Annotated in this window: 21 protein-coding genes; 3 read left to right on the top strand and 18 right to left on the bottom strand. The window is 65.0% G+C overall.

The genetic code is table 11. The features are described from left to right. Window positions 1–9: 9 nt before the first annotated feature. From IB258_RS11565 to IB258_RS11480, 18 genes are all read right to left on the bottom strand, one after another. Window positions 10–918: a LysR family transcriptional regulator gene (locus IB258_RS11565; RefSeq protein WP_054450632.1), complete on the bottom strand. Its 909-nt coding sequence runs from the start codon at window positions 916–918 to the stop codon at window positions 10–12. A gap of 18 nt (window positions 919–936) precedes the next feature. Then, on the bottom strand, window positions 937–1,524 hold the full coding sequence (gene recO / locus IB258_RS11560; RefSeq protein ID WP_054450631.1) for a DNA repair protein RecO: 588 nt from the start codon (window positions 1,522–1,524) through the stop codon (window positions 937–939). Continuing rightward, entirely contained in the window at window positions 1,517–2,407 is an 891-nt protein-coding gene (era, locus tag IB258_RS11555) for a GTPase Era (protein WP_054450629.1), read from the bottom strand. Before era ends, recO begins: the two co-directional genes overlap by 8 nt. Further along, window positions 2,404–3,165 carry a ribonuclease III gene (gene rnc / locus IB258_RS11550; protein WP_054450627.1) on the bottom strand — a complete coding sequence of 254 codons (762 nt, stop codon included), beginning with the start codon at window positions 3,163–3,165 and terminating at the stop codon, window positions 2,404–2,406. The genes era and rnc overlap by 4 nt, the downstream gene beginning before the upstream one ends. Window positions 3,166–3,167: 2 nt before the next feature. Beyond that, entirely contained in the window at window positions 3,168–4,052 is an 885-nt protein-coding gene (gene lepB, locus IB258_RS11545; protein ID WP_054450625.1) for a signal peptidase I, read from the bottom strand. Window positions 4,053–4,074: 22 nt separating this feature from the next. Beyond that, window positions 4,075–5,868 (bottom strand): translation elongation factor 4, encoded by a 1,794-nt coding sequence (gene lepA, locus IB258_RS11540; protein WP_054450623.1) that lies wholly within the window; start codon window positions 5,866–5,868, stop codon window positions 4,075–4,077. Window positions 5,869–6,067: 199 nt separating this feature from the next. Beyond that, window positions 6,068–7,555 carry a DegQ family serine endoprotease gene (locus tag IB258_RS11535; RefSeq protein ID WP_054450621.1) on the bottom strand — a complete coding sequence of 496 codons (1,488 nt, stop codon included), beginning with the start codon at window positions 7,553–7,555 and terminating at the stop codon, window positions 6,068–6,070. 40 nt (window positions 7,556–7,595) lie between these two features. Continuing rightward, window positions 7,596–8,678, bottom strand: coding sequence for a MucB/RseB C-terminal domain-containing protein (locus IB258_RS11530; protein ID WP_192352603.1), 1,083 nt, complete (start codon window positions 8,676–8,678; stop codon window positions 7,596–7,598). Then, window positions 8,678–9,184: a sigma-E factor negative regulatory protein gene (locus IB258_RS11525; RefSeq protein WP_054450617.1), complete on the bottom strand. Its 507-nt coding sequence runs from the start codon at window positions 9,182–9,184 to the stop codon at window positions 8,678–8,680. Before IB258_RS11525 ends, IB258_RS11530 begins: the two co-directional genes overlap by 1 nt. Window positions 9,185–9,196: 12 nt before the next feature. Continuing rightward, window positions 9,197–9,796 carry an RNA polymerase sigma factor RpoE gene (gene rpoE, locus IB258_RS11520; RefSeq protein WP_006389292.1) on the bottom strand — a complete coding sequence of 200 codons (600 nt, stop codon included), beginning with the start codon at window positions 9,794–9,796 and terminating at the stop codon, window positions 9,197–9,199. Between the two features lie 492 nt (window positions 9,797–10,288). Next, on the bottom strand, window positions 10,289–11,518 hold the full coding sequence (gene fabF / locus IB258_RS11515; protein WP_054450616.1) for a beta-ketoacyl-ACP synthase II: 1,230 nt from the start codon (window positions 11,516–11,518) through the stop codon (window positions 10,289–10,291). A gap of 192 nt (window positions 11,519–11,710) precedes the next feature. Then, window positions 11,711–11,950 carry an acyl carrier protein gene (gene acpP / locus IB258_RS11510; protein ID WP_003813816.1) on the bottom strand — a complete coding sequence of 80 codons (240 nt, stop codon included), beginning with the start codon at window positions 11,948–11,950 and terminating at the stop codon, window positions 11,711–11,713. Window positions 11,951–12,165: 215 nt separating this feature from the next. Beyond that, on the bottom strand, window positions 12,166–12,918 hold the full coding sequence (gene fabG / locus IB258_RS11505) for a 3-oxoacyl-ACP reductase FabG (RefSeq protein WP_054450615.1): 753 nt from the start codon (window positions 12,916–12,918) through the stop codon (window positions 12,166–12,168). Window positions 12,919–12,922: 4 nt separating this feature from the next. Further along, window positions 12,923–13,858, bottom strand: a complete 936-nt coding sequence (fabD, locus tag IB258_RS11500) for an ACP S-malonyltransferase (RefSeq protein WP_054450614.1) — start codon at window positions 13,856–13,858, stop codon at window positions 12,923–12,925. A 98-nt stretch (window positions 13,859–13,956) separates the two neighbouring features. Beyond that, window positions 13,957–14,943 carry a beta-ketoacyl-ACP synthase III gene (locus IB258_RS11495; protein WP_054450612.1) on the bottom strand — a complete coding sequence of 329 codons (987 nt, stop codon included), beginning with the start codon at window positions 14,941–14,943 and terminating at the stop codon, window positions 13,957–13,959. Then, window positions 14,943–16,010, bottom strand: coding sequence for a phosphate acyltransferase PlsX (plsX, locus tag IB258_RS11490; RefSeq protein ID WP_054450609.1), 1,068 nt, complete (start codon window positions 16,008–16,010; stop codon window positions 14,943–14,945). The genes IB258_RS11495 and plsX overlap by 1 nt, the downstream gene beginning before the upstream one ends. A gap of 59 nt (window positions 16,011–16,069) precedes the next feature. Next, complete coding sequence (gene rpmF, locus IB258_RS11485) at window positions 16,070–16,252, bottom strand: 50S ribosomal protein L32 (protein WP_013392223.1); 183 nt, start codon at window positions 16,250–16,252, stop codon at window positions 16,070–16,072. A 52-nt stretch (window positions 16,253–16,304) separates the two neighbouring features. Beyond that, complete coding sequence (locus IB258_RS11480) at window positions 16,305–16,853, bottom strand: DUF177 domain-containing protein (RefSeq protein ID WP_199728318.1); 549 nt, start codon at window positions 16,851–16,853, stop codon at window positions 16,305–16,307. Between the two features lie 241 nt (window positions 16,854–17,094). Between IB258_RS11480 and IB258_RS11475 the strand changes: the two genes are divergently transcribed. Genes IB258_RS11475 through IB258_RS11465 form a run of 3 tightly spaced genes read left to right on the top strand, consistent with a single transcriptional unit; the run spans window position 17,095 to window position 19,193 of the window. After that, on the top strand, window positions 17,095–17,697 hold the full coding sequence (locus IB258_RS11475; protein WP_192352602.1) for a Maf-like protein: 603 nt from the start codon (window positions 17,095–17,097) through the stop codon (window positions 17,695–17,697). Beyond that, on the top strand, window positions 17,694–18,404 hold the full coding sequence (locus tag IB258_RS11470; protein ID WP_192352601.1) for an SAM-dependent methyltransferase: 711 nt from the start codon (window positions 17,694–17,696) through the stop codon (window positions 18,402–18,404). Before IB258_RS11475 ends, IB258_RS11470 begins: the two co-directional genes overlap by 4 nt. Window positions 18,405–18,407: 3 nt before the next feature. After that, entirely contained in the window at window positions 18,408–19,193 is a 786-nt protein-coding gene (locus tag IB258_RS11465) for an N-acetylmuramoyl-L-alanine amidase (RefSeq protein ID WP_054450601.1), read from the top strand. Window position 19,194: the final 1 nt, after the last annotated feature.

The following is a 19,194-nucleotide window of genomic DNA, read 5'->3' as shown; positions in this document are numbered from 1 at the left end:
TTCGGCGCGCTAGACGCCAAAGCTTTCCACCAGCGGCGCCAACGCGCCGCGCAGACAGGTCGCCCAGAACTTGCCCGCCTCGGACAAGGGGCGGCTGCCATGCAGGATCATGTGGCATTCGAAATGCACCGGCGCGGCCAGCGGGCGATAGCACAGGCCCGCCGCCGCCATGCCGACTGCCGTGGCCGGGTTGGCGATGCCCACGCCATGCCCCGCCAGCGCCAGTTGGCACACGGTGCTGGAATAAGGCGTCTCGATGGCCACCTTCAGGCTCTGCCCCGCTTGCGCCAACAGCGCGTCCAGGCGCTTGCGCGAGCCGTCCTCGGCGTTCAGCGCGATCACGTCGGCGTCGGCCAGGTGCGAAAAATCCACTTGCTCCAGCCGCGCCAGCGGATGCCCCTTGGGAAAAACCGCCACGGCGCGCAAACTGGCCAGCCGGTGGCCGCGCAAGCCTTCGAGTTCGGATTCGTCGGCCACAGCTGCCAGGTCCAGCTCGCCCGACACCACCATGTCGCGCAAGGTATTGGAATCCCGGATCTGCAGATACAGGCCGGTATCAGGATAGCGCTCGCGAAAGCGAGCAATAGTGTCGCTGATGATGGCGCCGCTATAGGCATGGATGCAGCCGATGCGCAGCCGCGGCTGCGCCGCGCCGCGGATGGCGCGGATCTTGCGGCCCAGGCTTTCCAGCCCGACGTTCAGGCGGCGGATTTCTTCATACAGCAGGGTCGCCTCGGGCGTGCGCTGCATGCGCTGGCGTACGCGCTCGAACAGACGCAGCTCGATGCTGGCTTCGAGCGCGGCCAGGGTCGCGCTGACGGTGGCGGGCGACACGTCCAGCCGTCTGGCAGCGGCGGTGACGCTTTCCGTTTCATAGACGGTGCGGAAGGTCTCGACCTGCTTGAGCGTGAAGGTCATGGCCGGATCGCGCTGCGCTCAGATGCGTTGCAGGTCCAGCAACACGCGGCGGGTCGACAAGGGACGGCCCGCCAGGATTTCGGCCAGCCGTTCGCGCAGGTCGCGGCGCAGGGCCGGCTCGATCGCCGGGTCGTCGAAATCGGGGGGATCCTCGTCCACGCCATAACCGGTTTCGCGCAGCAGCGTCCATTCGAAGCGGCGCAGCGCGCCCGCGGCGCGGGTGCCGCCGGACAACTGCTGCAAGGCGAAGTCGTAGGCGTCGAACAACAGCGGATGGGCGTCTTCGCGCGGCAGCAGCCGCAGCAGCAGTTCGTTCATATACCAGGCCGACATCAGCGCGGTGCCGGTCAGCGGCCGGATGCCCGCGATCTCGGCGCGCGTCAGCGTCTTGACCTCGCCATTGCCGGTCCACGACAGCAGCAGCGGCTGGAACGCGGACAACACGGGACGCAGGACGGAATACGGGCGCTTCGCGCCCTTGGCGACCATGGCCACACAGCCGTGATCGCGTGAGAAAGTCTGAACGATGAGGGAGGTTTCACGCCACGCGGTGGCGTGCAACATGTATCCGGGGCGATCCTGGACGCGAGGCGCCCGTCTACTCATAGCCCAGATCGCGGAGCGCACCCTCGCGGTCGGACCAGCCCTTGCGCACCTTGATGTAGACCTCCAGGTGCACCGGCTTGTCCAGCAGCTTGGCGATGTCCTGCCGCGCCTCCGTGGCGATGCGCTTCATGTGCATGCCGCCCGCGCCCAACAGGATGGGTTTGTGGCTGTCGCGCTCGACCACCACGCAGGCATTGATGCTGGCGCCCTTGCTGGTTTCTTCCCATTGCTCGATGACGACGGTACAGCCGTAAGGCAGTTCGTCGCCAACCAGGCGGAAGATCTTCTCGCGCACCAGTTCGGCGGCGATGAAGCGCATGGGGCGGTCGGTCAGCGTGTCTTCCTCGAACATCGGCTCGCCTTCCGGCAGGCGCGACGCGATTTCTTGCAACAGCTGATCCAGCTGCTGGTTCTTGGTGGCGCTGACGGGCACCACGGCGCCGAACGGATGCAGCGCCATGATCTTGGACACGAAGGCGAACAGGTCGTCGCGGTTCTTCAATGCGTCGATCTTGGAGACGACCAGGATGGTGCGTTCCGGCGCGGGCAAAAGCGGCAGCAGCTTGGCGTCGCCCTCGGACCATTTGCCGGCTTCCACCACATGCACCACCACGTCCACGTCGGCCAGGGCCTGCGTGACCACGCGGTTCATCATGCGGTTCATTGCGCCGCCATGGCGGGTCTGGAAACCCGGCGTATCGACGAATACGAACTGCTCGTGCTCGCGCGTCAACACACCGTGGATGCGGTGGCGCGTGGTCTGCGCCTTGCGCGACACGATGGAAATCTTGGAACCGATCAGGGCGTTCGTCAGGGTGGACTTGCCCACGTTGGGGCGGCCCACGATGGCGACGAAGCCGGTACGAAAAGGGGTATCGCTCATTTAGTCTCTTGAGCCACTGCCACCGGCAGCGACAATTGCGCGGTTTTGCGCGCCTTGCCCGACTTGCGGGCAGCCTTGGTCGCCGGGCTGACGGCCAACGCGGCCTCCAGCGCCAGCTTGGCCGCCGATTGCTCGGCGGCACGGCGGCTGGCGCCGGGCGCCATCACCTTGATCTCGAGCGCCGGAATGGCGCACTCGACTTCGAACTGCTGGCTATGGGCCGCGCCATGCGTGGCCACCACCGTGTACACCGGCAGCGCCAGCTTGCGGCCCTGCAGGAATTCCTGCAGCAAGGTCTTGGCGTCCTTGCCCAGGGTCTTGGGATCGACCGAAGCCAGCACCGGCTGGTACTGGCGCACGATCACGCGACGGGCGGCGTCGAAACCCGCGTCCAGGAACACGGCGCCGAACAGGGCTTCGACCGTGTCCGCCAGGATGGAAGGCCGGCGGAAACCGCCGCTCTTCAATTCGCCTTCGCCCAGACGCAGGTATTGCGACAGTTCCAGCCGCTGGGCGATATCCGCCAGCGAGGCCTGCTTGACCAGATTGGCGCGCAGGCGCGACAGATCGCCTTCGTCGATTTTGGAATAACGCTCGAACAGCATCGCCGCAACGACAAAGTTCAGCACGGAATCCCCAAGGAATTCCAGGCGCTCGTTGTGGCGCGCACCGTGGCTGCGGTGCGTCAGCGCCTGTTCGAGCAATGCCGAATCACTGAAGTGGTGATCCAGGCGGTTTTCTAGCGTGGCTAGCGACATAATCAGTTGAACCGGCCGATGCGGCTGAGATCGCTGAAATTCATCCAGATGAAGAACGCGCGGCCGACGATATTGGCTTCCGGTACGAAGCCCCAGTATCGGCTGTCGGCGCTGTTATCCCGATTATCGCCCATGGCGAAAAACTGCCCCTCGGGTACTTTGCAGCGTACCCCATTACGGCTGTATTGGCAGTTCTGGCGGTTGGGAAATTGCCACATCGGGCCATACTCCTGCGGCTTGCCCTCATCCAGCAGGATTTTGTGCTCAACGTCGCCCAACTTCTCTTTATATTGCGCAATATATGACACACGATCCGGCTCGAAGTAGTCGCCGTCGCGCTCATGCGGCACCAATTCGCCGTTGATGTAGAGCTTTTTGTCCAGGTAGGCGACCTCGTCGCCCGGCAGGCCGACCACGCGCTTGATGTAGTCGACGTCCGGATCCACGGGGTAGCGGAACACGAACACGTCGCCGCGCTGGGGCTTGCCCACCTCGATGATCTTCTTGTCGATGACCGGCAGGCGCAGGCCGTAGCTGAACTTGTTCACCAGGATCAGATCGCCCGATTGCAGGGTCGGCAGCATCGAGCCCGACGGAATGCGGAACGGCTCGACCACGAACGAGCGCAGCATGAACACGAACAGGATGACGGGGAAGAAGCTGACGGCGTATTCGATCCACCACGGCATGCGGCGCGCGGCGTCGCCGGCTTCGCGGCGCAGGCGCTCGGCTTCCTGGGCGTCGCCGACCAGGGCCGTATCGTATTGCGCCATTGCCGCCTGGGCCCGGCGTTCGCGGCCCTTGCGCAGCACTGCCAGATCAAGCACCCAGATAATGCCGGTCAACACCAGCAAAACAAAAAGAATCAGGGCAAAGTTCCAACTCATCAGCTAACCGCCTTTTCGGGTTCTATTTGTCTTCCACTTGCAGGATGGCCAGGAACGCCTCCTGCGGAATTTCCACGCTACCCACCTGCTTCATGCGCTTCTTGCCGGCCTTCTGCTTTTCCAGCAGCTTCTTCTTGCGCGAGATGTCGCCGCCGTAGCACTTGGCCAGCACGTTCTTGCGCAACGCCTTGACGTTTTCACGCGCGATGATTTCGGCGCCGATGGCGGCCTGGATCACCACGTCGAACATCTGGCGCGGAATCAGGCCGCGCATGCGCGTGACCACGTCGCGGGCGCGATGGCGCGCGTTGCTGCGGTGGACGATCACGGCCAGCGCGTCGACGCGGTCGTTGTTGATCAGCAGGTCCACGCGCACCACGTCGGCCGAGCGGTACTCCAGGAACTCGTAGTCCATCGAAGCGTAGCCGCGCGACACCGACTTCAGCTTGTCGAAGAAGTCCAGCACGATCTCGGCCAGCGGGATCTCGTACACCAGGTGCACCTGGCGGCCGTGGTAGCTCATGTTGACCTGCACGCCGCGCTTGTTATTGCACAGCGTCATGACAGGACCCACGTAGTCCTGCGGCATGAATAGCGTGACCTTCACGATGGGTTCGCGGATGTCGGCGATCTTGCCGATTTCCGGCATGCGCGACGGGCTTTCCACGGTGATCACGGAACCGTCGCGCTGTTCGACCTCGTACACCACCGACGGCGCGGTGGTGATGATGTCCATGTCGAATTCGCGCTCCAGGCGCTCCTGCACGATTTCCATGTGCAAAAGACCCAGGAAGCCGCAACGGAAACCGAAGCCCAGCGCCTGCGACACTTCCGGCTCGAACATCAGCGCGGCGTCGTTCAGCTTGAGCTTTTCAAGCGAATCGCGCAGCTGGTCGTATTCGGAGCTTTCCACGGGGTACAGGCCCGCGAACACCTGCGGCTTCACTTCCTTGAAGCCGGGCAGCGGTTCGGCTGCAGGCTTGTTGGCCAACGTGACGGTATCGCCCACCTTGGCGTCTTCCAGCTGCTTGATGCCGGCGATGATGAAGCCCACTTCGCCCGCCGACAGATGCGGACGCTGTTGCGACTTCGGCGTGAACACGCCGGTCTGCTCGCAAAGGTGGGTGGCGCCGGACGCCATCAGCAGGATCTTGTCCTTGGGCTTGAGCACGCCGTTGATGATGCGCACCAGCATCACCACGCCCACGTAGTTGTCGAACCACGAATCGATGATGAGGGCCTGCAGCGGCGCGTCGGGATCGCCCTTGGGCGGCGGCACGCGGGCCACGACCATTTCCAGGATCTCGTCGATGCCCATGCCGGTCTTGGCGCTGGCCAGCACCGCCTGCGAGGCGTCGATGCCGATCACATCCTCGACTTCCTGGCGGGCGCTGTCGGGATCAGCCTGCGGCAGGTCCATCTTGTTCAGCACGGGCAGCACTTCCACGCCCAGCTCGATGGCGGTGTAGCAGTTGGCCACGGTCTGCGCTTCCACGCCCTGCGAAGCGTCCACCACCAGCAGCGCGCCTTCGCAGGCCGACAGGGAGCGGCTGACTTCATACGAGAAGTCCACGTGCCCCGGGGTGTCGATCAGGTTCAGGTTGTAGACCTTGCCGTCCTGCGCCTTGTAGTGCAGGGCCGCGGTCTGGGCCTTGATGGTGATGCCGCGCTCGCGTTCGATTTCCATGGAATCGAGGACCTGCGCCGACATCTCGCGATCCGCCAATCCGCCGCAGCGCTGGATCAGGCGATCGGCCAGGGTCGATTTGCCGTGATCGATGTGGGCAATGATGGAGAAGTTGCGAATATGCTGCATGCTTGAAGTTATAAGGGACGGAACACTCGGCACTGGGCCGGAAGACACCGCCGCCGGAATACGCACGGCTGACGAGGAGGGTGCCAACGGGCCTGGCCCGGGCAAAACAAGGGGGCGCCATGCGCCCCCTCTTGCGGCAACCAGGCATTTTAGCCGGTCTTGCGCCTTTTTTCTGCGGACTCGGAAGACGGGCCCGGCATTACTTCGATGCCGGCACCGCCACCCACTGCGTCTGGTCGCCGCGGCGCACCAGCAACCCTGCGGCGCGGCCCTTGTCCAGCTTGGCCACGAGTTCGCCGAACTGCTTGGCGCCCGTGACGTCGGTGTCGTTCAGGGCCAACACGATATCGCCTTCCTGCAGGCCGGCCTTGGCCGCAGCGCCTTCGGCCACCTTGACCTGGACGCCGCCCTTGATGCGCAGCTTCTTCTGCACGTCGGCCGGCACGTCGACCACGCCCAGACCCAGCGCATTGGTGACTTCCGGGACTGGCGGCGCACCCTTCTTGCTGGCGCCCGCGGCCTTCTCGGTCGGGATCTCGCCCACCTTGACCGTCAGCGTCAGGTTCTTGCCCTTGCGCCACACTTCCATGTCGGCGCGCGTGCCCGGCTTGGTTTCGCCCACGATGCGGGGCAGGTCGGACCAACGCTTGATGGGTTCGCCGTTGAACTTGAGGATCACGTCGCCCGGCTGCACGCCTGCCTGCTCGGCAGGACCATCGGCTTCCACGCTGCTGACCAACGCGCCTTCGGCCTTGGGCAAGCCGATGGCTTCGGCCACGTCCTTGCCCACTTCGCCGATCTGCACGCCGACGCGGCCGCGCGTGACCTTGCCGGTAGCGCGCAACTGGTCCACCACGCGCATGGCTTCGTCGATCGGAATGGCCAGCGAAATGCCCATGAAGCCGCCGCTGCGCGAAATGATCTGGGAATTGATGCCCACCACCTCGCCTTGCAGGTTGATCAGCGGACCGCCCGAGTTGCCCGGGTTGACCGCCACGTCGGTCTGGATGAACGGCAGGTATTCGCCGGTATCGCGGCCGATGGCGCTGACGATGCCGGAGGTCACGGTGGAATCCAGGCCGAACGGCGAACCGATGGCCAGCACCCACTGCCCCTTCTTCAGCTTCTTGGGATCGCCGATCACCAGCGGGGTCATGTCCTTGGCTTCGATCTTGATCAGCGCCACGTCGGTGCGCTCGTCCGTGCCGATGACCTTGGCCTTGAACTCGCGGCCGTCGGTCAGCGTAACGTAGATGTCCGTCGCGTCCACCACCACGTGGTTGTTGGTCAGGATGTAGCCGTCATCGGAAATGAAGAAGCCGGAACCCACGCCGCGCGGCACGGTGCGCTCTTCGGGCTGGGATGGCTGCGGACGCTGACGCGGCGAGGGGCCGGGCTGAGCGCCGCCGCCGGGCGGCTGGAATTCGGGGCCGAAGAACCAGCGGAACAGTTCATAGGGATCATTGCCGCCGCCGGGGCCCATGCCGCGCACCGGCACCGTGGCCGTGGTGCGGATGTTGACGACCGCGGGGTCGGCCTTTTCGACAATGCTAGTGAAATCAGGCAGCGTCACCGTCGGCGCCTGGGCGACGGCGGCAGGCACATAGGCGCCGGCCAACATGACGCTGGCCGCGGCCGCCACCAGAAAGCGCCGGAAAAAAGCATTCGACACTGTCATTGCTTTCATAAGTGTTACTCCGAAATTGCTGCTTGCCATACCCGGCCGATCACTTGGACTCGGCCCCGGGGGCTGCTGCCACAGGCGCGGCGGGCACATATTCAGTGGCTTGCGCCAGCTGCTCCAGCGTCGCGATGGGCACTTCGCCCACGGCGGTCAGCCAGAAATCAGCGATGCGCGTGCCATAGACCGTGATCGCCCCGCGCTGCGCGGCGCCGTGGGGAGGACGGTGGCCGCGCTGGCTGTCGTAGGGTTCGATGAACACGGAAATGGCCGCCAGTCCGTCGGACAATACCATCTGGTTGACCGTAATGCCCTTCCCCATCGAACGGGCCACCTGCATGACGGCCTTGAAGCCCTTGGGCGCCGGGATGCGCCACCCCTGGGCAGCCAGATCCACCGGTTTCATCGAGGGTTCCAGCACCTTCCAGTCGCGCGTGCTCCAGCGCGAGCTCAGCAACTGGGGATCGACTTCCGAGCCCAGCCGCAGCGAGGTGAAGGACACCTGCTCGACCACGCCGCGGGCGGCGTTCAGCGTCTGGGCCTTGAGCAGCAGATTGGTTTCGACGTCCGCGCACAGCCGGTAGCCGTAGCGCAGCTTGTCCAGCGGCTCGATCGTGATCAGGCGGCATTCGCGCCCGGCCACGCGGTGCAGCGCGGACTCGGCGTGGATCTTGTAGTGCTCGGACAGGTTGGCCGCGTCGCCCAGCAGCAGACCGGGAAAGCGGTCGCCTCGGCGGCGCTCCAGCAACACGGTCTTGCGCTCGGGCAGCAGACACTGCACGTCTTCGTTGTGACGCAGGTACTCGCGGGGCTGGCCGTCGAGGATTTCCAGGCGTTCGCGTTCACCGGTGCCGTCCACCACGTGCACCAGGCGCGAGGACTGGATCGTTTCGCCCTGCTGGTACATGAAGACGCCCGCGTAGTCCTGCTTGCGGGCGGCTTGTTGGATGCGGGTCAGCAGCTGGACCACGTCATCGGTGACGGCGGGCGCGGCATCGGCCGCGCGCGCGGGTTCGTGCGCAGCCAGGAAAGCGGTCAAAAGCGTGGCGGCAAACCAGCCGGCGCGGTGGGCCTGCAGCGTGGCGGCCCGGCCCAGCACCGGCCAGCGCGATGGAAGCACCAACGCCATCAGCGCCCCACCCCGGTGTCAAAGGACACCTGGCGCACGGCGCTCGGGCCAGCCATCTGGCGATGCGCTTCCAGGTAGTCGCGCAAGCCCGAATCGTCGGCAGCCGCGGCGGGCGAGCTGGCATCGGCCAGTACCCGGACTTCGGTCGCCGGTTCGCCGGTCAGGTAAGGCTGCGCCACCCAGGCGACGGTCGCCACGGCAGCGGCCACCGCCAGGCCGGACAGGCCGACCCGCAATGGCGAGCGGCGCCGAGGCGCCGCAACAATGGGCAATTCCGCGTCCAGCGCCCGTGCCAGGCGGGCCTGGAAGGCCGCGCTGGGGGTCAGCGCCAGATCGGCGTTGCGCAGGGAATCACCGATCAGATGATAGGTGTCCCAGGTCTCGCGCCCCTCGCGGGACAACAAGCCGGGAAAGATGTCGTCGGATTCCTCTCCGTCCATCCAGGCGGAAACCGACTCCTCCCAGGAGGACTCGGCGATCACAACGGATTTGGCTGCTGTTTGCATGACTGCCACTCCTTACCAGCGACGCTCGGCATCGGTGCCTAGCAACGGACGCAACTTGGTGGCGATGGCTTCACGCGCACGAAAAATGCGGGAACGCACCGTACCTATCGGGCAATCCATGCTCTGGGCGATGTCTTCGTAACTCATACCTTCGATTTCACGCAGGACAATTGCGGTACGCAATTCTTCCGGCAATTCCTCAATAGCCGCGTTCACCGTCTCGGCGATTTCGCGGCTGGCGACCATGGATTCCGGCGTGCTTATATCGGTTAGGTTGTCGGTTTCGTTAAAAGTTTCACCGTCTTCCGTTTCTATCGCATTGGGCGCGCTGGGACGCCGGCCCTGCGAGGCCAGCCAGTTGCGCGCCGTGTTGATGGCGATCCGGTACAACCAGGTGTAAAAGGCGCTCTCCCCACGGAATTGGGGCAAGGCGCGGTAGGCCTTGATGAAAGCCTCCTGGGCCACGTCCTCGATTTCCGCGGGGTCGCGGATCATGCGGGCCAGCAGACGGAGAATCTTGCGCTGGTACTTGAGCACCAGCAGGTCGAAAGCCTTCTTGTCGCCCCGCTGGACGCGCGCGACAAGCTCGGCGTCGACTTCGCGCTCGCTCATGACGCCTCCCGCAGGCTGGGCGCCGGACGGGCAGGCCGCGCCGCGCCGGCCAGCAGGCACAGGCGCCGCCAGGACTCGGGGCGCAACGTCCGCTGCCAGACGGTGAGGGTGATTGTGCTGTTGGTAAAGGCCGTACTCCCGGTGGACAAGGGCTGCAAAGTGAGCGTCAGCCAGCGGGGACCACGCTGTTCTCGCAACAGCCTTGCGTCCTGCCAGCCTTGCGGCAGGCGTACCTGCCAGCTCCCTGCCCCGGCTGCCGCGCGCAACGCGGATACGGGGGACAGGCTGCTCCGTGCCGAGTGTAACAGCCCGGCCAGCACAAGCAGGAGCGCAATCGCCGCGCCCGCTGCCCATGCCATGCCGTGCCAGGACGCCGCCGTCAGCACGCTGGCGCCAGCCGCGGCCAGCGCCAGGCCAAAAAGCGCCGTGGCGCTTCCTGGCCGCCTGACGGGCACGCGAAACGCCCAGCGTTCCCCGAGCGCCTCTTCCAAATCAGACCCGGCGAACGGCCATCGAGCCGTTGGTGCCGCCGAAGCCGAACGAGTTGGACAGGCCGACATCGATCTTCATCTGCCGCGCCTCATTGGCGCAGTAATCCAAATCGCATTCCGGATCTTGATTGAAGATGTTGATCGTGGGCGGCGACACCTGGTTGTAGACCGCCAGGGTGGTGAACACCGCCTCGATACCACCGGCCGCGCCAAGCAGGTGCCCAGTCATGGACTTGGTCGAATTGACCACCAGCTTCTTGGCGTGATCGCCGAAAGCCAGCTTCAAGGCGTCGGTTTCGTTCTTGTCGCCCAGGGGCGTCGAGGTGCCATGCGCGTTGACGTACTGCACGTCTTCGAGGTTCAGGCCGCCGTTGCGCAGCGCATTCACGATGCCGCGACGCGGACCGTCCTTGTCTGGAGCCGTGATGTGGTGCGCATCGGAACTCATGCCGTAGCCCACGAACTCGCCGTAGATGCGCGCGCCGCGCTTCTTGGCGTGTTCGTACTCTTCCAGCACCAGTACGCCCGCACCCTCGCCCAGTACGAAGCCGTCGCGATCGCGGTCCCAGGGACGCGAAGCCGTCTGAGGATCGTCATTGCGGGTCGACAAGGCGCGCATCGCGGCAAAACCGCCGATGCCCAGCGGCGACACGGTGGACTCGGCGCCGCCGGCAACCATGACGTCGGCATCGCCGTACTCGATCAGACGCGCAGCGTCGCCGATGCAATGCAGGCCGGTGGTGCAGGCCGACACGACTGCGTAGCTCGGGCCCTTCATGCCATATGCGATGGACAAATGACCGGAGATCAGGTTGATCAGCGAACCCGGCACGAAGAACGGCGAAATGCGGCGCGGACCCTTGGCCAGGTATTCAACCTGCGTTTCCTCGATGCGCGGCAGACCGCCGATGCCCGAGCCCACGATCACGCCGATGCGTTCCGCGTTGGCTTCGGTGACTTCCAGGCCGCTGTCGCGCCATGCCTGCATCCCGGCGGCCAGGCCGTAATGGATGAAGGTATCCATCTGGCGGGCTTCCTTGGCCGAGATATAGGTGCTGATGTCGAAGTCTTTGACTTCGCCGGCAATATGCGTGGTGATGGCCGAGGGATCGAAACGGGTGATGCGGCTGATGCCAGAACGTCCGTTGACGATATTGTCCCAAGCGGTGGTCAAGTCGTTCCCGACGGGAGAAACGATACCCAGGCCAGTGATGACGACACGTCGCTTCACGGATGACTCCTCAAACAGACAAAAGAAAGGCGGTTTTCGGGATGCGCTGCACGTGCGGCCCACGCGAAAGCGGGTCGGGCATTACTACGCCCTTCCCGCATGCGGACCGCACGGCAAATTCCTGAAACCGCCCCGATTTTCCGGCTGGCTGCGACGGACGTCGCGAGGCAACCAGAAGGGTAAAAGCCCAGCTTACTGCTTGCCGTGCGAATTGATGTAGTCAATCGCTTGTTGCACGGTCGTGATCTTTTCGGCCTCTTCGTCGGGGATCTCGGTCTCGAATTCGTCTTCGAGCGCCATGACCAGTTCGACCATGTCGAGCGAATCGGCACCGAGGTCGTCAAGGAAGGAGGATTCGTTCTTGATCTCGGCTTCGTTGACGCCAAGTTGTTCAGCGACGATCTTCTTGACGCGCTGTTCGATGCTTTCCATGCAGATCTCCAATTGGGAAAAATCCCGCGAATTATAGCCAAGCGCGGAGTTTTGCGACGCCTGGCCGTGACAAAAATAACACCGCGCACTTGATCTGTCGCCGGGAATGGCGCAGGAAACCGGTGTGCGGCGTTTCCGGTTGAACCTCGCGTTGCCTCGCCGTTTGTGTCCGGCGGCGGCATGGCGGAACTGGCCGCCTACGCGCGATTCGTGACTTATTGCATGTACATCCCGCCGTTGACGTGCAGGGTGGTGCCGGTAATGTAACCCGCCTGCGGCCCGGACAAAAACGCCACGGCGTGGGCGATGTCGGCAGGCGAACCCAGGCGGCCCAGCGGAATCTGCTGCAGCAAGGCCGCAGTCTGATTTTCGCCCAGCGCGCGCGTCATGTCGGTATCGATGAAACCGGGCGCGACGCAGTTCACGGTGATGTTGCGGCTGCCCAGTTCACGCGCCAGGGCGCGCGACATGCCTGCCACGCCGGCCTTGGCCGCGGCGTAGTTGGCCTGGCCCGGGTTGCCGCTGGAACCCACCACGGACGTGACGTTGATGATGCGTCCCCAGCGGGCCTTCATCATGCTGCGCAGCACGGCGCGCGACAGGCGGAAAACCGAAGCCAGGTTGGTATCGATGACAGCCGACCAGTCCTCATCCTTCATGCGCATCGCCAGCGTATCACGGGTGATGCCTGCGTTATTGACGAGGATGTGGGGACCGCCGCCCTCCTTGCCCAGCGCGTCGATCAGCGCATCGCAGGCAGCGGCGTCGGTCACGTCCAGCACCACGCCGCGGCCGCCCACGGGCGCCAGCGCTTCGGTGATGGCGGCAGCGCCCGATTCGGACGTGGCGGTGCCGACGACGGTGGCGCCGCGCGCAGCCAGTTCCTGGGCGATGGCGCGGCCAATGCCACGCGTGGCGCCGGTCACCAGCGCGATCTTGCCCTGCAGTTCGATCGAGGTGTTGTCCATGTTCTTAATTTCCGTTGACGGCGGCCAACGCTGCTTCAAGCGAAGCAGGATCGGTAATGGCCATGCCCGTGAGTTCGGGATCGATGCGCTTGGTCAGGCCGGCCAGCACCTTGCCGGGACCGCATTCGATGACGTGCGTGACGCCTTGCGCCTTCATCGCGCGCAGGGTTTCGACCCAGCGCACAGGATGCCATGCCTGGCGCACCAGCGCATCCCGGATTGCATCGGGTTCGACAGGCGAAGCCACGTCGACGTTGTTGATCACTTGCACCTGCGGCGCGGACACGGTCACGCCGGCCAGCGCGCCGGCCAGCACGTCTGCGGCGGGCTTGAGCAGGCTGGAGTGGAACGGCGCGGACACCGGCAGCAGCAGCGCGCGCTTGGCGCCTGCGGCCTTGGCCAGTTCGCAAGCGCGTTCGACCGCGGCCTTGTGGCCTGCGATCACGACCTGCGCGGGCGCGTTGAAGTTCACGGCTTCGACAACCTCGCCCTGGGCGGCGGCTTCGCAGGCCGCGCGCACGGCGTCGTCGTCCAGACCCAGGATGGCGGCCATGGCGCCGGTGCCTACCGGCACCGCGGCCTGCATGGCGTCGGCGCGCACGCGCACCAGACGCACGGCATCTTCAAGCGCGAGCGAGCCCGCGGCCGTCAGCGCGGCGTATTCGCCCAGGCTGTGGCCGGCCACGACGTCGGGCTTGCGGCCGCCAGCAGCGCACCAGGCCGCGTAGAACGCAGCGCCAGCGGTCAGCATGGCGGGCTGGGTGTTGGTGGTCAGGTTGAGCTGTTCCGCAGGGCCTTGCGCGATCAGCGCGCCCAGGTCCTGACCCAGCGCCTGCGAGGCGCGCGCCACGGTGTCCGTGACGGCCGCGACGCCGGACCAGGCGTCCAGCATGCCGACAGCTTGGGAACCTTGGCCAGGAAAGACAAAAGCGATTTTCATGTTTGACCGTTTGGATTGATTCAGTGTCTGTGTGGAATGCCAGGCACATCGTTCCGGCGGCCGCGGCGCCGAGCGCCACGCCGCGCCGGAGCGCGCCCTTACATGCGGGCCAGTACCGAGCCCCAGGTGAATCCGCCGCCCACGCCTTGCATCAGGATCAACTGGCCCGGCTTGACGCGGCCGTCGCGGCGCGCGGCGTCCAGGGCCAGCGGCACGCTGGCTGCAGAGGTGTTGGCGTGGCTGTCGACGGTGACGACGACCTTCTCGACCGGCACGGCAAGCTTGCGCGCCAGGAAATTCAGGATGCGCACGTTGGCCTGGTGCGGGATCAGCCAATCGACGTCGGCGATCTCGACGCCCGCTTCGGCGCAGGTGTCGCGCGCGGAACGGTCCAGCACGGTAACGGCCTGCTTGAACACGGCCTGCCCGTCCATGCGCAGGAACGGATCGCCGGTCACGTCGCCATAGGCTACGTTGCCCGCAGCGTTCAGGATCTTGGCCTGGCTGCCGTCGGCGTGCAGTTGCGCGGCCAGGATGCCAGGCTTGTCGGAAGCCTTGAGCACCACGGCGCCGGCGCCGTCGCCGAACAGCACGCAGGTGGAGCGGTCGTTCCAGTCCAGGATGCGCGAGAAGACTTCAGCGCCGATGACCAGCGCGCAACGCGCACGGCCGGCACGGATGAAGCTGTCGGCGGTGGTCATCGCATAGACGAAACCGCTGCACACGGCCTGCACGTCGAATGCCGCCGAACCCTTGGCGCCGATATTGGACTGCACGATGCAGGCGGTGCTCGGAAACACGAAGTCCGGCGTCGACGTGGCCAGGACGATCAGGTCGACCTCGGAGGCGTCCACGCCGGCATCGGCAAGCGCGCGGCGCGAGGCCTCGGTCGCCAGGACGCTGGTGGTCACGCCGCGCTCGGCCAGATGGCGCTGGCGGATGCCGGTGCGCTCGACGATCCATTCGTCGGAGGTGGCGATGTCGCGCGTCGCCAGCTCCGCCGCCAGTTCGTCATTCGAAACCACGCGTTCCGGCAGGAAGCTGCCGGTGCCCGCGATCACGGAATATTTCATTGCGGTATCCATCAAGCGGTGTCCCCAGCCACGTTTGGCGACGACACCGAGGGGCCTTCGCCAGATTGAACGCGCTTGGTAATCTGAGCGACCGTCTCAGCGGTGCGCTCCAGCAGTTTACTCACTACGGCTTCACGGGCGCGCTGCAACGCAAATCCATAGGCGTAGACGTCCGCGGAACCATGGCTCTTGATGACCACGCCGCGCAAGCCCAGCAGCGCGGCGCCGTTATAGCGCCGGTTGTCGACGCGGGTGCGCAGGCGGTTGAGCACCGGCTTGGCCACCGCGCCAGCCAGCAGCGTGATCAGATTGCGTTTGAACTCTTCGCGAATGACGCTGGACAACATCTTCGCCAGCCCTTCGACGGACTTGAGCACGACGTTGCCGACGAAACCGTCGCAGACGACGACGTCGACCGTGCCTTTGAATATGTCATTGCCTTCCACGTTGCCGTAGAAGTTGAGCGGGCTGCTGCGCAGGAGCTCGGCGGCTTCCTTGACGACTTCGTTGCCCTTGATGACTTCTTCGCCGATGTTGAGCAGGCCCACCGAGGGGCGCTCGCGATGGTCCACCGCCTGCGACAGCGCGGCGCCCATGATGGCGAATTGGAGTAGATGCTCGGCCGTGCAGTCCACATTCGCGCCCAGGTCCAGCACCGTGGTGGCGCGGCCCGTCTGGTTCGGAATGGACGTGGCGATCGCGGGGCGGTCTATGCCGTCCAGCGTCTTGAGCACATAGCGTGAAATGGCCATCCACGCGCCGGTATTGCCCGCGGAAACGCAGGCGTCGGCGCGCCCGTCCTTGACGGACTGGGCGGCCAGGCGCATGGAGGAGTCTTTTTTGCGGCGCAGGGCGACCTCGACCGGGTCGTCCATGGTGACGACTTCGGAAGCCGCCACGATCTCAATGCGATCACGCGCCACGCCGCGGTGCTCGGAGAGCGCCGCTTCGATGGCGTCGGGAAGCCCGACCAGCAATAGCCGGGTATCCGGAAATTGCCGGGCGAACTCGATCGCAGCCGGAATCGTGACGGGCAGACCGAAGTCTCCGCCCATACAGTCTATGGCGATGCGTATCACGGGTGCCAGGTATCAGCGCTCAGCCGAAATGGTCCGAGTACGAGTTCGGCCCGGGGGCCTTATTCGTCGGCCTTGGTCTTCAGGACCTTGCGGCCGCGGTAGAAGCCGTTGGGGCTGATGTGGTGACGCAGATGCGCTTCGCCCGTGTTGGGTTCGATCGCGGTCGGCGGGTTCACCAGAAAATCGTGCGAGCGGTGCATACCGCGCTTGGACGGGGACTTCTTGTTTTGTTGAACGGCCATGATGACTCCTAGAAACGGGGCGCATTGTACGCGATGCGGCCCGATGTTGATCTCAATCTTTGTGCTTCAGTTGTTCCAGCACCGCAAACGGCGACGGACGCTTGACAGCGGGCTCCTCGGGAGAAGCTTCGCTGACCTTGGCCAGCGCGCCCGGGCATACATCATGCTTGGGCACATACGGAACGCTCAGAATGAGCTCATCTTCGATCTGGGCCAGCAGATCAAAATGATGCGAACCCACCACCTTTTCAGGCAGGTTGGACACAAAACCATTTCCTTCTTCGTCCTCGTCGTCCTCGCCGGACGGATCCCCGTAGGAAGCATCGTCGTCGAGATCGGCTTCGGACTTGACCAGCTGCAAAAGGACTTCGCTGTCGATCGGATACACGAACGGCTCGTTGCACCGTTGGCACACCAGCACCGGATTCGCCTGCACATGGATATGCAGTAGCGGCCGGCCCATCAGCAGGCCGGTTCTACCCATTTCGCCGCGCACGGACCACGTCACGAGTCCGGCATCGCCCTGCGGTTGTTCGGGCAGCCCGTCAACCACGCGCGTAAGCCGCACAAGAGGTATGGTTCCTTGCGCTTCCTTGCCCATCTGGGCAAATGCGTATGCATCGATGCGCTTGATGTTCAGTCCTTTGCATTCGCGGGGCTGTTCACAGAGCCCGAACTCGCGGGTTTAAAACCCCGGGGGTTTAAACCCCGGAAAACCCAGAACCCATGATTTTGCCGAGGCCGCCAAGCTTCGCCACCGGCTTGCTCGCGCGCCCATTCATGCAAAAATCCCGCAAAACGTTAGATAATACTGTGACTTACGCCTTAACGTCAAATATCGCATGCCTTCCAAGCCCAGCCTGATCCTCGCGTCCAGCTCGCGTTACCGCAAAGAACTGCTGTCCCGCCTGCGCCTGCCTTTCACGGCGATTTCCCCCGATGTAGACGAAACGCCACACTCCGGCGAAACGCCCGAAGCCCTGGCGCTGCGCCTGTCCGTGGCCAAGGCCATGGCGGTCGCGGCCAATTACCCCGGCAGCATCGTGATCGGCTCGGACCAGGTGGCCACCATCGACGGACAGCCCATCGGCAAACCGGGGGATTTCCCGCGCGCATTGGCGCAATTGCGGGCCCTGTCGGGTCAAATCGTGGAATTTCACAGCGCCTTGGCGGTCACGGACGGCCAGCGGGTGGAAAAAGCCGACATCGTCACGCGCTGCCATTTCCGCCAGCTGTCGGACCGCGCGATCGAAGCCTATCTGCGCGCCGAAGAACCCTACGATACCGCAGGCAGCGCCAAGGCGGAAAGCCTGGGCATCGCACTGATGGAAAGCATCCAGAGCGACGACCCCACCGCCATCATCGGGCTGCCGCTGATCGCGCTGACCGGCATGCTGGCGCAGTTCGGCCTGGATCCGCTGGACGCGCCCGGAGCATCCACATGAGCGGCGCGCTGCACCTGATCCCGGTCGGCCTGGGTGAAGCCCCGCCCGAGCGCTGGCTCCCCACCGAGGTCCGCACCCTGGCAGGCCAGCTGGACACCTACATCGCCGAAAACGCAAAGACCGCGCGCGCCTTCCTCAAGCTGATCGGCACAACCCGGCCGCTGCAGGAAATCACCATCCACACCCTGAACGACAAGGTAGACGCCGCCCAGATCAAGGCCTGGCTGGAACCGGCGCTCAAGGGCGCGGAAATCGGCCTGGTCTCCGAGGCGGGCTGCCCCGCGGTCGCGGACCCGGGCGCCAAGGTCGCGGACGCCGCACACCGCCTGGGCATCACGGTAAAACCCTGGGTCGGCCCCTCTTCCATCCTGCTGGGCCTGATGGCCAGCGGACTGGACGGCCAGCGCTTTGCCTTCCATGGCTACGCGCCGGTGGACCCCGCGGAACGCGCCAAGCAGCTGCGCGCCTGGGAGCAGCACTCGGCCAAGCACAACCAGACCCAACTGCTGATCGAGACCCCCTATCGCAACGCCGCCATGTTCGCCACGCTGCTGGCCAGCCTGAAGGGCGACACCAAGCTGTGCGTGGCGCGCTCGGTCACGACCGCCGACGAATGGATCGTCACCCGCAGCGTGGCCGACTGGAAAAAGCAGCCGGCGCCCCAGCTCGACAAGCTGCCGACGCTATTCCTCTTCCTGGCGCGCTGATCCATGCGCCGCCTATTCCTTGTGCCGCTTGCCGCGGCCATCCTGGCGGGATGCGCCGCGCGCGGCCCCGCCGGCCTGGACCTGGACACCTCGATCACTGCGGTCAGCCAGGCCAGCCGGGTACGCAGCATCGTGCTGCACTACACCAGCGTGGACGACGCCCGTTCCATGGAATTGCTCTCCAAGGGCAAGGTCAGTTCGCACTATCTGGTTAACGACGCCGGCCGCGTCTACCGGCTGGTCGACGAGAACCGCGCCGCCTGGCATGCCGGCGCCAGCTCCTGGTATGGCAACATCGCCATGAACAGCACGTCCATCGGCATAGAAATCGTCAACCCAGGCTGGACGGAGGGCTCTGACGGCAAGCCTGTCTGGCATCCGTACAACGACCAGCAATTGCGCGCACTGACCATATTGCTGCGCGATATTGCGCAACGGCATGGTGTCACGCCCGAGAACATCGTGGGCCACAGCGACATCGCGCCCCAGCGCAAGGTGGATCCCGGCCCTCTTTTCCCGTGGAAGACGTTGGCCGAGGCGGGAATCGGGCGCTGGTACGACGAGACCGGAGCCGCCGAACACCTCGCGCGCCTTCAGGTCCAGGGCATCCCGGATGTCGCATGGTTCCAGAAACAGCTGGCACGGTTGGGCTATGCGTGTCCACAGGACGGCACACTGAGCCCGGCCACCATCGGCGCGCTGGCAGCCTTTCAGATGCACTACCGACCGACACTGTACGACGGCCAGCCGGACGCGGAGACTGCCGCCATCATGCTGGCGATGCTGTAGG

It is taken from the genome of Achromobacter sp. ACM02, assembly GCF_014851605.1.
GTDB lineage: Bacteria > Pseudomonadota > Gammaproteobacteria > Burkholderiales > Burkholderiaceae_B > Achromobacter > Achromobacter aegrifaciens.
Note: the sequence above shows the minus strand (reverse complement) of the source record. Positions and strands in the feature narration are given on the sequence as shown.

Excerpts from the sequence above, each read along its gene's own strand:
- IB258_RS11565 (WP_054450632.1), bottom strand. The coding sequence starts at position 918 with ATGACCTTCACGCTCAAGCAGGTCGAGACCTTCCGCACCGTCTATGAA.
- recO (WP_054450631.1), bottom strand. The coding sequence starts at position 1,524 with ATGAGTAGACGGGCGCCTCGCGTCCAGGATCGCCCCGGATACATGTTG.
- era (WP_054450629.1), bottom strand. The coding sequence starts at position 2,407 with ATGAGCGATACCCCTTTTCGTACCGGCTTCGTCGCCATCGTGGGCCGC.
- rnc (WP_054450627.1), bottom strand. The coding sequence starts at position 3,165 with ATGTCGCTAGCCACGCTAGAAAACCGCCTGGATCACCACTTCAGTGAT.
- lepB (WP_054450625.1), bottom strand. The coding sequence starts at position 4,052 with ATGAGTTGGAACTTTGCCCTGATTCTTTTTGTTTTGCTGGTGTTGACC.
- lepA (WP_054450623.1), bottom strand. The coding sequence starts at position 5,868 with ATGCAGCATATTCGCAACTTCTCCATCATTGCCCACATCGATCACGGC.
- IB258_RS11535 (WP_054450621.1), bottom strand. The coding sequence starts at position 7,555 with ATGAAAGCAATGACAGTGTCGAATGCTTTTTTCCGGCGCTTTCTGGTG.
- IB258_RS11530 (WP_192352603.1), bottom strand. The coding sequence starts at position 8,678 with ATGGCGTTGGTGCTTCCATCGCGCTGGCCGGTGCTGGGCCGGGCCGCC.
- IB258_RS11525 (WP_054450617.1), bottom strand. The coding sequence starts at position 9,184 with ATGCAAACAGCAGCCAAATCCGTTGTGATCGCCGAGTCCTCCTGGGAG.
- rpoE (WP_006389292.1), bottom strand. The coding sequence starts at position 9,796 with ATGAGCGAGCGCGAAGTCGACGCCGAGCTTGTCGCGCGCGTCCAGCGG.
- acpP (WP_003813816.1), bottom strand. The coding sequence starts at position 11,950 with ATGGAAAGCATCGAACAGCGCGTCAAGAAGATCGTCGCTGAACAACTT.
- fabG (WP_054450615.1), bottom strand. The coding sequence starts at position 12,918 with ATGGACAACACCTCGATCGAACTGCAGGGCAAGATCGCGCTGGTGACC.
- fabD (WP_054450614.1), bottom strand. The coding sequence starts at position 13,858 with ATGAAAATCGCTTTTGTCTTTCCTGGCCAAGGTTCCCAAGCTGTCGGC.
- IB258_RS11495 (WP_054450612.1), bottom strand. The coding sequence starts at position 14,943 with ATGGATACCGCAATGAAATATTCCGTGATCGCGGGCACCGGCAGCTTC.
- rpmF (WP_013392223.1), bottom strand. The coding sequence starts at position 16,252 with ATGGCCGTTCAACAAAACAAGAAGTCCCCGTCCAAGCGCGGTATGCAC.
- IB258_RS11480 (WP_199728318.1), bottom strand. The coding sequence starts at position 16,853 with ATGGGCAAGGAAGCGCAAGGAACCATACCTCTTGTGCGGCTTACGCGC.
- IB258_RS11475 (WP_192352602.1), top strand. The coding sequence starts at position 17,095 with ATGCCTTCCAAGCCCAGCCTGATCCTCGCGTCCAGCTCGCGTTACCGC.
- IB258_RS11470 (WP_192352601.1), top strand. The coding sequence starts at position 17,694 with ATGAGCGGCGCGCTGCACCTGATCCCGGTCGGCCTGGGTGAAGCCCCG.
- IB258_RS11465 (WP_054450601.1), top strand. The coding sequence starts at position 18,408 with ATGCGCCGCCTATTCCTTGTGCCGCTTGCCGCGGCCATCCTGGCGGGA.